Source organism: Rahnella laticis (assembly GCF_015644585.1).
Taxonomy (GTDB): Bacteria; Pseudomonadota; Gammaproteobacteria; order Enterobacterales; family Enterobacteriaceae; genus Rahnella; species Rahnella laticis.
In genome coordinates this window covers 255,204-268,841 of the sequence record NZ_JADOBI010000006.1, presented here as the reverse complement: position 1 = coordinate 268,841, position 13,638 = coordinate 255,204, and the positions used below count along the sequence as shown (strand labels likewise).

Annotated in this window: 9 protein-coding genes; 5 read left to right on the top strand and 4 right to left on the bottom strand. The window is 53.2% G+C overall.

From position 1 onward, the window contains the following. The first annotated feature begins 506 nt into the window (after positions 1–506). The 3 genes from hmsP to IV433_RS15400 all read left to right on the top strand — a co-directional run bounded on the left by hmsP (position 507) and on the right by IV433_RS15400 (position 5,823). Positions 507–2,489, top strand: a complete 1,983-nt coding sequence (hmsP, locus tag IV433_RS15410) for a biofilm formation regulator HmsP (protein ID WP_195814875.1) — start codon at positions 507–509, stop codon at positions 2,487–2,489. Positions 2,490–2,725: 236 nt separating this feature from the next. Then, the gene (locus IV433_RS15405) at positions 2,726–4,018 is read left to right on the top strand and encodes a dicarboxylate/amino acid:cation symporter (protein WP_195814874.1); all 1,293 of its coding nucleotides are present in this window, start codon (positions 2,726–2,728) and stop codon (positions 4,016–4,018) included. A gap of 317 nt (positions 4,019–4,335) precedes the next feature. Then, positions 4,336–5,823 (top strand): M16 family metallopeptidase, encoded by a 1,488-nt coding sequence (locus tag IV433_RS15400; protein WP_195814873.1) that lies wholly within the window; start codon positions 4,336–4,338, stop codon positions 5,821–5,823. Positions 5,824–6,508: 685 nt separating this feature from the next. On the opposite strand, the gene kdgK is transcribed toward IV433_RS15400, so the two are convergent. Next, entirely contained in the window at positions 6,509–7,447 is a 939-nt protein-coding gene (kdgK, locus tag IV433_RS15395) for a 2-dehydro-3-deoxygluconokinase (protein WP_195814872.1), read from the bottom strand. A 205-nt stretch (positions 7,448–7,652) separates the two neighbouring features. Further along, entirely contained in the window at positions 7,653–7,856 is a 204-nt protein-coding gene (locus IV433_RS15390) for a 2-hydroxymuconate tautomerase family protein (RefSeq protein WP_195814871.1), read from the bottom strand. Between the two features lie 277 nt (positions 7,857–8,133). On the opposite strand from IV433_RS15390, the gene pdeH reads away from it, so the two are divergent. Together pdeH and IV433_RS15380 are read left to right on the top strand one after the other, a co-directional pair. Further along, on the top strand, positions 8,134–8,910 hold the full coding sequence (pdeH, locus tag IV433_RS15385; RefSeq protein ID WP_195814870.1) for a cyclic-guanylate-specific phosphodiesterase: 777 nt from the start codon (positions 8,134–8,136) through the stop codon (positions 8,908–8,910). Positions 8,911–9,122: 212 nt separating this feature from the next. Beyond that, positions 9,123–11,177, top strand: a complete 2,055-nt coding sequence (locus IV433_RS15380) for an AsmA family protein (RefSeq protein WP_195814869.1) — start codon at positions 9,123–9,125, stop codon at positions 11,175–11,177. A 37-nt stretch (positions 11,178–11,214) separates the two neighbouring features. Here IV433_RS15380 and IV433_RS15375 read toward each other — a convergent pair whose 3' ends face one another. Together IV433_RS15375 and IV433_RS15370 are read right to left on the bottom strand one after the other, a co-directional pair. Further along, entirely contained in the window at positions 11,215–11,982 is a 768-nt protein-coding gene (locus IV433_RS15375; protein ID WP_195814868.1) for a CDP-diacylglycerol diphosphatase, read from the bottom strand. Between the two features lie 60 nt (positions 11,983–12,042). Next, a complete protein-coding gene (locus tag IV433_RS15370) occupies positions 12,043–13,365 on the bottom strand; it encodes an MFS transporter (RefSeq protein WP_195814867.1) in 1,323 nt (440 codons plus the stop codon). Positions 13,366–13,638 lie beyond the last annotated feature (273 nt).

The window sequence follows — 13,638 nt, the reverse complement described above, 5'->3', positions numbered from 1 at the left end:
CCTAAAAAGGCCGTTAACAAAGCATGAGAAAAGTTTAATTTTCTTTAAGTTTTTAGTGGGAATGAGACTCTTCTTAATATATCAGCTCTTTTACAGCATAGAGCACTTTTTACAAAAAATAGGATTTTCACGCATAAATATCATCACATTGATAACTGTCTGTCACAGAAGGTTTTTGATATTTATTATCTGAATTTTTGTGTTAGCACAGACTAATCATTTGCCTTTGCTGTGATCGGTAGCACACAAACTTCATTAAGTGTATTGAAGCTGGCATCTTCTTATGATGCTTATAATTCAATTACTCCTGGTAATGTATGTTTTTCGTAAGCGAAATAACCCTATGAATTTTGAGTGTAGATGCTGATTGCCAAACGTGTTGTTTTTTATAGCCAAAACATCGTGTTTCACCTCGAAATAACCGGTTATGAGGTATACTGCGCAGAAGTACCGTTCCTGTTAGTGTATGTGGGGCAAATCAGCCCGGCAGTTGATGGAGAAATAAGTTGCGGGTCAGGCGTTCATTAACGATTAAGCAGATGGCGGCGGTGTCCAGTATTGCTGCAATCACCATTTGTATTTTTATCGTCATCCAGTTGTTTCACTTTGTGCAACAACGGAGGGACGATTACGCCCAGCAACTTGAAAATATTGCACATTCTGTCCGTGAGCCCCTTTCGCAAGCGGTGCTTGATGTCGATCTGGAAGAAACGCAGGACATTCTCAACACCCTGCAACCGGTCGGGATCCTCAGTCGCGCCGACGTCGTGATGCCTAATCAGATTGCCGCATTGCACACGCATTTCCCGCCCGGCAGACCGGTGCCGCAGTGGGTTACCCGCGGTTTCAATCTGCCCGTTACTATTTCAGTTCCCCTTTATTCTGCGGCTGCCAGCCCTAAAGCCCCCAAGCCGCTGGCGTATCTGGTCCTTCAGGCGGATTCGTACCGCATGTATCAGTTTATCGTCAGCGCGCTGTCGACCATGCTGACAACCTATCTCCTGCTGTCGCTGATCCTCACCATTTCGGTGAGCTGGGTGGTGAACCGTCTGATCGTCAAACCGCTGCGCACCATTGCCAGCGAGCTGGAATCTCTGCCGGAAAGCGAAGTGCCTTATCATCAGCTGGTGCTGCCGGAGCGCCATGAAGACGATGAAATTGGCATGCTGGTGCGCAGTTATAACCGCAATCAGCAGCAGCTGGAAAAAGCGCAGCAAAGCATGAATGACGCGCTGCTGCCCGCGGAAGACACCCTCAATAATGCCGAGCAGTTTATGCAACGCCTGCAACACCGGCTGCATTCGTCGGAGCCGGAAAAGGGCTTCCACCTGTTGCTGATTGGCATTGAAAGCCTGCGCGACGACGGCCATGTCAGCTGCCCGCTGATCTCTTCTATTATGGATGTGCTGCCGGAACACTGTTTGCTGGCGCGTCTGAGTTACAACGAATTTGCGTTGCTGGCGGGCGATGTGCCGCGGCCATTTATGGCGATGCGCCTTGCGCGGCAAATCATGGAACGCATTAATGCGCCGCAGGAAAGCGATTCCGGCAATATGTCGCTGCACCCGACCGGCAGCATCGGTATTGTTCAGCACACGGGCGAAACGCCGGTGACTGCGCAGCAGCTGATGGCCAATGCGCGCGCGGCCAGAGTGTCGGCGTATCAGCAGGGCAAAAACCAGATTCTGTTCTTCGAACCGGAACTGACCGAGAAAATTCAGAAACGCCTGTTGCAGGAAAACGAAATTCTGCACGCGATGGAACAGAACGATTTCACGCTGTTCATCCAGCCACAGGTCAATATGGAAACCGGCACGGTGGTGGGCGCTGAAGCCCTGTTGCGCAGAAAAATGGCCAACGGCAGTTATGGTCTGGAAAGTGACTTCATCGTGCTGGCCGAAGAAATCGGCGTGATGAGCATGCTGGGTTACAAAATCCTCGAACTGGGCTGCGGCATTCTTGCCGACTGGCAACAGCGCGGCATTACCTTACCGCTTTCGGTGAATTTGTCCGGCGTTCAGGTTCAGCAGCGTAATTTCCTGCCGGAACTGCGCAGCCTGCTCAGCCGCTACAAAATTAATCCGGGTCAGCTGGTGCTGGAAATCACCGAAACGGCGCGCATTGATGATTTGGATCGCGCGCTGCTGTTGCTCAGCGAACTCCGCGCCGTAGGCGTCTCGATTGAACTGGATGATTTCGGCCTGGGTTATTCCGGTCTGGATTACCTCAACCGCCTGCGCTCCTTGCCTATCGACGTCATTAAAATTGACCGCAGCTTCGTCAGCGTTCTGCCGGAAGACGAAGTGATGGTAAACATTGTGGCCTCAATTGGCCGCGCGATGGATATTCAGCTCATTGCAGAAGGCGTCGAAACCGAAGCGCAGCGCCAGTGGCTGCTGAAAGAAAATATCCAGTTCGGGCAGGGCTATTTATTCTCTGCGCCGCTTTCTAAAGAAGAGTTCGAACAGAAATTCTGTCAGCCCGCCTGAATCCGATAAAGGGCAGGAAACCCCTTCCTGTCCGGCCTTTTTCACCCCTCCTTTACTTTTTTTAATTACATTACTTATTGCTGAATGCTTTCCGCTCTGGTTTTTCATGAACCGTCATTGCAGTGCGAAACGAAATATTTCCATCATGTTGTGTATGTGTTATTTCCCTGCTGCCGCTCATTACCTTTGACCTTACAAAAATAGAAGGCGGCGCAATCACTTCAGGATGGGTATTTATGAAAAAATCACTCTTCAAGAGTCTGTATTTTCAGGTTCTTCTGGCAATCACCCTCGGTATTTTACTGGGACATTTTTACCCCGATCTCGGCGCTCAAATGAAACCATTGGGTGATGGTTTTGTTAAATTAATCAAAATGATCATCGCTCCTGTCATCTTCTGTACAGTAGTGACCGGCATTGCAGGCATGGAAAGCATGAAAGCCGTGGGGCGCACCGGGGCGATCGCGCTGCTCTACTTTGAAATCGTCAGTACGCTGGCGCTGATTATCGGTCTAGTGATTGTGAATATCTTCCAGCCGGGCGCGGGGATGAACGTCGATCCGGCGGCGCTGGATGCCAAAGCGGTCGCGGTTTACGCCGAGCAGGCGCAGAGCCAGGGCATTATTCCGTTCCTGCTGGATGTCATTCCGTCGAGCGTGATCGGCGCATTTGCCAGTGGCAATATCTTGCAGGTGTTGCTGTTTGCCGTGCTGTTCGGCTTCGCGCTGCACCGCATGGGCCACAAGGGGCAGCTGATTTTCAACGTCATCGAAAGCTTCTCACAGGTCATTTTCGGCATCATCAATATGATCATGCGTCTCGCGCCGTTAGGGGCATTCGGGGCGATGGCATTCACAATTGGTAAATACGGTGTCGGTTCTCTGGTGCAGCTCGGCCAGCTGATTCTGTGCTTCTACCTGACCTGTATTCTGTTTGTGGTCGTGGTGCTGGGGCTTATCGCCCGCTTCACCGGCTTCAGCATCTTCAAGTTTGTTAACTACATTAAAGAAGAGCTGCTGATCGTGCTGGGTACGTCATCCTCTGAATCCGCGCTGCCGCGCATGCTGGATAAAATGGAGCGTCTGGGTTGTAAGAAATCGGTGGTGGGTCTGGTTATCCCGACCGGCTACTCGTTTAACCTCGACGGCACCTCGATTTATCTGACCATGGCGGCGGTGTTTATCGCGCAGGCGACCAATACTCACATGGATATCTGGCATCAGATCACCCTGATTGTTGTGCTGCTGTTATCCTCGAAAGGGGCGGCGGGCGTGACCGGCAGTGGTTTTATCGTTCTGGCGGCGACGTTGTCAGCGGTGGGGCATTTACCGGTTGCCGGGCTGGCGCTGATTCTGGGCATTGACCGCTTCATGTCAGAAGCGCGTGCGCTGACCAATCTGGTGGGTAACGGCGTGGCAACCATCGTGGTCGCAAAATGGTGTGATCAGCTGGACGAAGGCCAGTTAAAAGCGACGCTGAATGGTCAGAAAGGTCTGACGGAAGCTGAGAAATCGGCGTCAGGTTTCTGAATAATGGTCTCTGAACGGATGAAAATATCGCTAACCGTTCCAAAAAACGCATTTATTTAGGCTCAAAATCCCCTAATAACCACCGGTTGCTTGATGTAACCGGTGGATTATCTTCATAATAACTCCCCCGAAGGCCACCTCCGGCGCTTTTTACCAGAATATTTTCACGGGCTGCGCGACATTGCGAAAAACGCGCGGTCTAACGAAGGGCTGTAATTTACGTCCTTAACTTACGCATTCAGTTCCTGTGGGCTCGCCAACCGGCACCGGCAGGACAGCATATTTGAACATTAGATTGTCATTACGTAGGGGTTCACATGCAGGGCACCAAAATCCGTTTACTCGTTGGTGGATTGTTGCTGGCAGCAGCCGCAAGTCATGTGCAAGCTGAAGCATTACAACCTGACCCGGCCTGGCAGCAGGGCAAGTTGGATAATGGATTTACCTGGCAGTTGCTGACCACGCCGCAACGTCCGAGCGATCGTATCGAATTACGTCTGGTGGTACGCACCGGCTCGCTGGCAGAATCTGCCCAGCAGGCGGGCTACGCCCATTTCCTGCCGCGTCTGGCGCTGATGCACAGCGAAGGCTTCAGCACGTCTGAGCTGCAATCACTCTGGCAGCAAAGTATCAATCCGCAACGGCCATTGCCGCCCGCGGTCAGTTCCTATGATTTCACGATGTATAACCTGAGCCTGCCGAATAACCGCCCGGAGCTGCTGAAAGATGCGCTGAACTGGTTGGCGAATACGGCGGGTAAAATCTCCGTGACGCCTGCGCTGGTCAGCGCCGCGCGCCAGGAATCGCAGGATCCGGTAGGTTCATTGCCGCAAAATACGCAGGATGCCTGGTGGCGTACCCGTATCGTCGGCTCAACGCTGGTGGGACATAGCCCGGATCAGCTGCCGACCAAACCGGTCAATATAGAAGCCCTGACGAAGTTTTATCATCAGTGGTATACGCCGGACGCCATGACGCTGTTTGTGGTGGGTAATGTCGACAGCCGCTCGCTGGGTGAACAAATCAACCGGACATTCTCGCCGCTGAAAGGCAGCCGTCAGACGCCACAAACGTTGCCGACGCTGTCGGAAGTCACCACCAAATCCATGACCACGATGGACGGCAACCTGACGCAAGATCGTCTCTCATTAATGTGGGATAACGCGTGGCAGCCGATTCAGGATTCGCAGGCGCTGGCCGCTTACTGGCGCAGTGATCTGGCCCGCGAAGCGCTGTTCTGGCATCTTCAGGAAGCCCTGAAAAGTGCTTTCGAAAGCAAAAAAGACGCCACAACACCGGGCCCTGGCCTTGGTTTTGACTGCAACGTGCAGTATCAGCGTGCGCAGTGCGCCATCCGTATTGAAGCGCCACAGGCTAAGCTGACCGAGCTGTTCAAGCGTCTTTCCGAAGAACTTCTGGTCGTGCGTGACAAAGGGATTTCTCAGGCAGAGTTTGATGCGCTGATTGCGCAGAAGAACGATCAGCTGAGCAAACTTTTCGCCACTTACGCGCGTACTGACACCGACGTACTGATGAGCCAGCGTTTACGCTCGCAGCAAAATGGCGTTGTCGACATCGCGCCTGAGCAATATCAGCAATTGCGTCAGCAGTTCCTTACCACGCTGACCTTGCCGGTACTGAATCAGGAACTCAAACAGCAGTTATCGCGGGATCCGGCGTTGCTCATTGCACAGCCGAAAGGGGAACCCGAGGTGAATGCCGGCGAGTTACGGGCTATTTACGATAAGATCATGGCACCGGCTGATGTTGCGCCTGCGGCGGATGCCCCGGCGGCTTCTCAATAAGGGTTGGGCCCTTATTTATCCCCGTTTTGGGATGGAGAAAGTTTCGGTTTATCAATTGCGGTGACCGCTTAGCTTGTTGCGCCCAAACCGACCAAAAGGGGAAAGTGCTTTTCCCCTTTTGGATTTCCCCACGCTTTTTCAACACGCGCTCCGCTCGCTGGCTATGTTTCAGCCACGTCAGTTATTGCCGCGAAATCTTGCCGCTACGCGGTTCCCTTGCTCGGTTTCGAGCCATAGGTCTCGAAACACTTCGCTCGGCAAGCTTTCTGAAAGCGGCCGGAGGCTTATCTAAATTCAACAGCATTCTGTTTTCTTGCTTAATTTCAGGCGAGAAAATTCACTCGTTTTATAATTAACATTCAGTAGTGAGGTTGCGAATTAGAAAGTTTGTGGCCGCTTTCAAAACGACGTCGAGTGAGTGGTGAGAAACAGCGAGAGTGTTTTTTCGAGCAGGTTCGAACCCGAAGTGAGAGTACCGCGCAGCGGCGGAGTTTGCGGCACTAGCAGGCGTTTCTGAAACATAGCCAGCGAGCGATAGCGCGCAGTAAAAAAGACGCGGAGATTCCAAAGAGGCCCCGTCCTGGGCCTCTTTGGTCGGTTTCGGCGCAGTGCGTCAAGTGATCACCGCAATTGAGAAACCGAAATCTTCTCGGTCCATCCGTACGCTGGCAAGCGAAAACCGCCCTTATGCCCGGTTTGGCATAAACTCCACCGGAATGATCGCCCCGCGATGCTGAATCACGGTACTTGCCGTCTCATGCCCGCGCACGGCGGCTTCCACCGCGCTGCCGCCGGTTAACCGAACAGCCAGATACCCGGCGCTGAACGAATCGCCCGCCGCAGTGGTATCAATCACTTTCTCTTTCGGTAATTTAACCGCCGGAACGTCGTGCAGCTCGCCTTCGGCGCTGGACACGATGCAGCTGTCGGCGCCGCGTTTTACCACGACTTCGCTGACGCCAAGCGCGTGAGTGCGGGCAATCACTTCGTCGTACGGCTTCTGGCCCCACAGCATATCTTCGTCATCAAGCGTCAGGAACGCGATGTCCGTGCAGGAAAGCATGGCGTTGTAAGCCGCCTGCGTTTGCTCTTTGCTGGCCCACAGACGCGGACGGTAGTTGTTGTCGAAAATGACTTTCCCGCCGCGTGAACGGCAGGCTTGCAGCAGCGTCATCAGACGTTTACGGCTTTCATCGTTCAGAATTGCCAGGCTGATCCCACTCAGATACAGATAATCAAACTCTGCCAGCTTCTGGCAAATCTCTTCAGATTGCGGGCTGTCGAGCCAGTAACGCGCGGCGGCGTCGTTGCGCCAGTAGTAGAACGTGCGTTCACCGGTGCTGTCCGTTTCAATCACATACAGGCCAGGGAGTTTGTTTTCCAGACGCTGCGTCAGCGCGGTGTGGACACCTTCCTGCTGCCACGCTTCCAGCATTTCATTGCTGAAGCTGTCATTGCCGAGCGCCGTCACGTAGTGAACGTTCAGCGCTTCAGGTGAAACCTGGCGGGAAATATAAACAGACGTGTTCAGCGTGTCGCCACCAAAACCACGGTGAAGGGCATCGCCTTTCTGAGACAATTCGATCATGCATTCGCCGATAACGGCAATGTTTTTGCTGGTCATTGTACCTGGCCTATGTCTGAAGCATTAAAACGAAAGGAAAGAAAAGACCGTCATTATTGCGCTCTAGTCTCTTCATAAGAATGCGGTCAGTCAAATAAATTAAAACGAGGTTTTATTTTTTTAGGCGGGAAGCGAAAAAATGAAATAAAAGGAGGGTAAAAGTGGAAGCAGCAGAACTTCCACCTGGGGCATCACCGTGGGAAGGTTACTGGCTTTCTTTACGCAGTTCGGTCACCGGGCGGCCCCCGATCCCCCAGTTATCGGTATCGACTTCATCAATGACCACCACCGTGGTGGCCGGATTTTTACCCAGCGTATCGACCAGCAGCTGAGTCACGCCGGCGATAAGCACTTTTTTCTGTTCGGCGGTCGCGCCTTCGCGGGTGATTTTGATATTCACGTAGGGCATTTTTTTCTCCGTATCGGGTAAGCAAAAGGGAAATAACGTGAGGCTAGTTCTCCACTGTAGAAGCGGATGAAAAGAACCGCCAGCCTGCCTTTTTGGTTTTTTATGCGGGCAGAACGGCGAGAAATGCGGAGTGATTAAAGTTTCCCCGCGCAGCGCCGATAGATATCTCTATTAATGAAAGCCAGGAAATCGGGCTACTAATCACCTTGTAGTCACGCAACACATGTTGCCGCATGTCCCCTGATGATCTGATTCTTATTCATGACGGCAGAAAAATATGATAACTAAGATGATGTTAGGGCTGATTACGCCTTCTTTTACCGCTATCGAACGCGTAAAAGCACAGTCTTACTGGCGTCAATGTCAGAGAGTGTACCGTTTTCAGCCGATTTATCGCACCACAGGAAAACTGTTGGGCATTGAACTGCTGACCGGGGTTTTTCACCCTGCGAACCCGCATAAATTCATTTCGCCCGAAGAATATTTTGTCGCGATCGCCGTCGGTAAACGCCTGCAAATCGTTCAGGAACAACTCGACCTGTTGCAGCGCTGGCAAAATCTGTTCATCGATAACGAATTACTGGCTTCTATCAACGTCGATGGTCAGGTGCTGGAAGTGTTGCAGTCTGATTCTGCGCTGCAAGCGCAAATCAACGCGATGCCGTACGTCCGTTTTGAGCTGGTCGAAAGTGCTGAGCATGCGCTGAGCATTCCGTTATCGCAGATTCAGCAGTCTGACCGGTTGTGGCTCGACGACTTTGGTCAGGGCATTGCCAACTTCTCTTCCTTCACCACCTGGCACTACGAATACATTAAAATTGCCCGCGATTTGTTTATTCTGCTGGGCCAGAGCGAAGAAGGCTCGCGCCTGTTTTACACGCTGGTGACGCTCATGAAGCGCTACAGCAAAGGCGTCATTATCGAAGGGGTCGAAACCGCCGCCGAATGGGCGATGGTGCGTAATTCTGATGCGCTGGCCGCTCAGGGTTATTATCTGGCGCGACCGGTTGTTTTCGACCATCTGGATAATCTGCCAATACATTTCAAAGGATAATGAATCACACCTAACTCGCTGAGGCTAAGTCTCAAAATGCCGGGTGAGTTGATGTGGTGTGATACATTATCATCGCACTGATTTTTAAGGCTTTACCATTGCCTCTCCTTCACGTTTTATCCTTCCTGATACAGGCCGTTTCCGGCAAGTTGCGACGAATTCAACTATGGTTAAACTCTGGGATTCGTTAACTGTTTGAAAGGAACAGCGTTATGACGCGCACAGGTAAAGTGATCTCCTGGGTTGTCGGTGTGATTGTTATTCTGTTGATTGCCATCGTGATTTTCATCGCGATGTTCGACTGGAACCGCCTCAAACCCACGATAAATCAAAAAGTCAGCACCGAACTCAACCGGCAATTCGCGATCCGCGGTGATTTAGGCGTGGACTGGTCGCGGCAAAAAGATGAAGCGGGCTGGCGCGCGTGGGTTCCGTGGCCTCACATCCATGCGGAAGATATTGTGCTCGGAAACCCTTCCGACGTTCAGACCGGCGAAAAAGATGCGCAGATGGTGAAACTCGCCCGCGTCGATGCCAGCATTGCGCCGCTCGCGTTGCTGCACAAAGAAGTGCTGATCCCGCGTATCTGGCTGAAACAGCCTGATGCCTCGCTGCTACGTTTGGATAACGGCAAAAATAACTGGACGTTCAATCTCGCTAACAGCGACACCAAAGACCCTGCGCAGCCGCCGTCAGCCTGGTCATTTACCCTCAACGATATCGTGTTTGATCGCGGGCAGATTGACTATAAAGACGCCAAACTCAAAGCCGATTTCCGCGCCGTGATTGATCCGCTGGGTAAACCGCTGCCGTTTACGGAAGTGGTCGGCGATAAGAAAGATGCGCCGAAAACCAAAACCCCGCCTTACGTATTTGGCTGGAAAGTGGACGGTAAATATAACGGTGAATCCCTGTCGGGCAGCGGGAAAATTGGCGGAATGCTGGCGCTGAAAGACCCTGACGCGCTGTTCCCGTTACAGGCGGATGTGCGTTCGGGAAAAACCCGCGTTGCCGTCGCCGGGACATTGCAGGATCCGATGAACCTTGGCGGTCTGGATTTACGCCTGAAATTCTCCGGGCAGACGTTGTCTGATTTGTACGGTCTGACCGGCGTTCTGCTGCCGCAAACGCCGCCGTATTCTACCGACGGCCATTTGTCGGCGACATTGCACGGGAAGAACGGCGCAATTTACCGTTATCAGAACTTTAACGGCGAGATTGGCGACAGCGATATTCACGGCTCGCTGACCTATGAGGCCACCAAACCAAGGCCAAAACTGACCGGCGACGTGGTGTCCAAACAGCTGCGCTTTGCCGATCTCGCACCGCTGATCGGGGCTGATTCCAATACGGATAAAGCGAAGCGCGGCGAAACGACCCGTCAGCCTTCTGACAAAGTGCTGCCGGTAGAGAAGTTTGATACTAAAAGCTGGCGCGTGATGGACGCGGATGTGAAATTCAGCGCCAAACGTATTGAGCACGGTAAATCGCTGCCGCTGAGCGATTTAAGTACGCACCTGAAACTCACCGACGGCGAAATCCTGCTCGACCCTCTGCGTTTTGGCGTGGCGGGCGGTAATCTCAATTCCACCATCCGGCTGGAGGGCGACAAATCGCCGATGCAGGCACGTGCGGATATTCATGCGCGTAAGCTGAAACTGAAACAGTTGCTGCCGAGCGTACAGTCAATGGAGCGTAGTCTGGGCGATCTTAATGGTGATGCGACGCTGACCGGTACCGGGAATTCGGTGGCCGCGTTGCTCGGCACCAGCAACGGCGACATGAAAATTCTCATCAACGATGGCGTGATCAGCCGTGGTCTGATGGAACTGGCCGGGCTGAACGTGGGGAACTACGTGGTCAGCAAACTGTTCGGTGATGACGAAGTGGCGATCAATTGCGCCGCCGCCAACGTGAACGTCAAAAACGGGCTGGTGACGCCACGGTTGTTTGTGTTCGATACCGAGAATGCGGTGATCAACATCACCGGCAGCACCAATATGGCGACGGAACGTCTGGATTTGTCGATCAATCCGGAAAGTAAGGGCGTGCGTATTCTGACGCTGCGTTCACCGCTGTATGTTCGCGGCACGTATAAAAACCCGGACGCCGGTGTCAAACCCGGCCCGCTGATCGCCCGTGGCGCCGCCGCCGTAGCCCTCGGCGCGGTCGTCGCCCCGGCCGCCGCGTTGCTCGCACTGATTTCCCCAAGCGACAACGAAGAAAACCAGTGCGGCCCGATATTGCAGCAGATGAAAGAGAAGTGATTGATACGCTCCTCCTGGCGAAAGGGAGGGGCTGATTTCACCGGGGCAGCGGATCCAGTACCGCGCAGTTATGGTCCTGGATTTCCTCGGTCGAGGCGTTGTTGAGTTTCAGTAAGTCGCGCTCGCTGGCGAGCAGCAGGAAATCACCGCTTTGCAGGCTGACCATCGCCATACCGAAGTGGCCCATTTTTTTATCCGCGTCCGGCACGCCTTGCGCCAGAATTCTGAACGCGCCTTTCTCATTGAGCTCGGCGGGCGTTACTTTACGCGCCAGATACGTGTGGCCCAGCAGTTTGTCCGGCAGTTCCTGCCAGTTATAACCCATCTGCGCGCCATCTCTGGCCAGCGTGGTTTTTACCTGCGGCAACAGGCAGGAAATATGGATGTGCAGCTGATTCTGCGAGCGTCCGTATTGTGAATTAATCGCCAGCGAGATATTGCTGTCATCAATCGGTTTGCCATATTTATCCGCCATAAAATGCCGCGCATTCCAGGCCTGATTGAAGAAGTTCGGCGTTTCCGGCTCCAGCAGCGCCGGGCTTTCCATACCGGTGATCCGCGCGCTGGGCATCAGTAAATACTGCAACGGCCCGTTCAAATCCTTCAGCACCACAAATCCCTGTTGTTCATCTACCTGCGCGCAGGGATCGGGTTTTCCCGTGCTGCGCTCATTCGGCACGCATTTTTTGCTGATGATGTTCCACAGGGCGTTAGGATTGGAAGAGTGGGGCCAGAAATACCAGAAAGCGGCGGCTATGATGATAAGCAGGAGCAGGACAGGCAAAACTAATCGTCGTAAACGCATAAGAAACCTTCGCAGAAGGCACCGTGCCGGGCGAAAAACCTGGCACGGTGTCCGGATCAGTTACAGTGACTGATGGGCAGTTTCTTTGGACAGCAGCAGCGCGATCAGCGTCAGCGTTGCCATAAAGGCCAGATAAACGCCCACATAGAACAACCCGTAATGAGTTGCCAGCCAGGTGGCGATGTACGGCGCGACGGACGCACCCAGTATCGAAGACACATTATAGGAGAAGGATGCGCCGGTGTAGCGGACTTCTGTCGGGAACAGTTCCGGCAGCAGCGCGCCCATCGGGCCAAACGTCAGCCCCATCACCATAAAACCGCACAGCAGGAAGACCATCACCAGCGCCTGCGAGCCTGAACCGAGGATGGTCGGGAAGCACAGTGCGAAAACAATCATCAGCAAGGTAATGCAGATCATCGTTTTGCGACGCCCAAATTTATCCGCCAGCTGGCCGGCAACCGGAACCATCACGCCGAAACCGACTACGCCAATCATCAGCATCAGCAGGAATTCATTACGCGGAATGCCCAGACCGACGGGCTGCGCTGCCGTGCCGTAACCCAGTGAATACACGGTCATGATGTAGAACAGTGTATATGTCGCCACCATGATGAACGTGCCGAGCAGGGTCGCTTTTTTGTATTTGGTGAACAGTGTGCCAATCGGTACTTTCACCTGTTTACCGGCTTTGGCGATTTTGGCAAAGACCGGCGTTTCGTGCAGGGAAACACGCACGTAAAGGCCAACCAGTACCAGCACCGCAGAAAGCAGGAACGGCACGCGCCAGCCCCAGGAAATAAACTGTTCGTCAGTCAGCAGCCAGGACAGCAGCAGGAACATGCCGTTAGCGAAGAAGAAGCCAATCGGCGCGCCAAGCTGCGGGAAAGAACCGTACAGCGCGCGTTTTTTCGGTGGCGCATTCTCCGTTGCGAGCAATGCCGCGCCGCCCCATTCGCCGCCCAGGCCGAGACCCTGACCAAAACGCGCCAGCGCCAGCAGCATCGGTGCGAAAACGCCAATCGTCGCGTAAGTCGGCAGCAGACCAATGACAACGGTGGAAACACCCATGGTCAGCAGGGACGCCACGAGCGTCACTTTACGCCCGACGCGGTCGCCGAAATGCCCGAACAGCGCGGAGCCAATCGGACGCGCAATAAAGGCGATAGCGAAAGTGGCGAGCGACTGTAGCGTGGCTGCCGTCGGGTCACCCTGCGGGAAGAAGATATGCGGGAACACGATCACCGCAGCGGTGGCATAAATGTAAAAGTCGAAAAACTCGATGGCCGTCCCGATCAGCGACGCAACGATGACTTTTCCGCGTGAGTTCTGATTCACCAGATTGGCGTCAGCTTCTAATTCTTGAGCGATGGAGGCTTGCATAAGTGTTTCTTATTTGTTGTTGATGAAATAGAGGGTTTGTAAATAAATGTGTGGTGAAAGGGCATCTTATGCAGAGCCAGACGGGTTTTCAACGAGGGAGAAATGCTCAAAAACGGCATTTCGGGCGGGATCGGGGGAATCTATTTTGGTGTCGCCCGTTTGCAAATCATAAGTTTGCTCAATGGAACAAATTCAGAGTAACTGACTGCAAAACCGTGAAATAAAAGTACGGCCATTAGTCAGTTATTCTGGTTTTAAGGGCAGCGAGAAGCG

Bases quoted from the DNA above. Each gene is read 5' to 3' on its own strand.
- IV433_RS15400 (WP_195814873.1), top strand. From the start codon at position 4,336: ATGCAGGGCACCAAAATCCGTTTACTCGTTGGTGGATTGTTGCTGGCA.
- IV433_RS15405 (WP_195814874.1), top strand. From the start codon at position 2,726: ATGAAAAAATCACTCTTCAAGAGTCTGTATTTTCAGGTTCTTCTGGCA.
- IV433_RS15370 (WP_195814867.1), bottom strand. From the start codon at position 13,365: ATGCAAGCCTCCATCGCTCAAGAATTAGAAGCTGACGCCAATCTGGTG.
- kdgK (WP_195814872.1), bottom strand. From the start codon at position 7,447: ATGACCAGCAAAAACATTGCCGTTATCGGCGAATGCATGATCGAATTG.
- IV433_RS15390 (WP_195814871.1), bottom strand. From the start codon at position 7,856: ATGCCCTACGTGAATATCAAAATCACCCGCGAAGGCGCGACCGCCGAA.
- pdeH (WP_195814870.1), top strand. From the start codon at position 8,134: ATGATAACTAAGATGATGTTAGGGCTGATTACGCCTTCTTTTACCGCT.
- IV433_RS15380 (WP_195814869.1), top strand. From the start codon at position 9,123: ATGACGCGCACAGGTAAAGTGATCTCCTGGGTTGTCGGTGTGATTGTT.
- IV433_RS15375 (WP_195814868.1), bottom strand. From the start codon at position 11,982: ATGCGTTTACGACGATTAGTTTTGCCTGTCCTGCTCCTGCTTATCATC.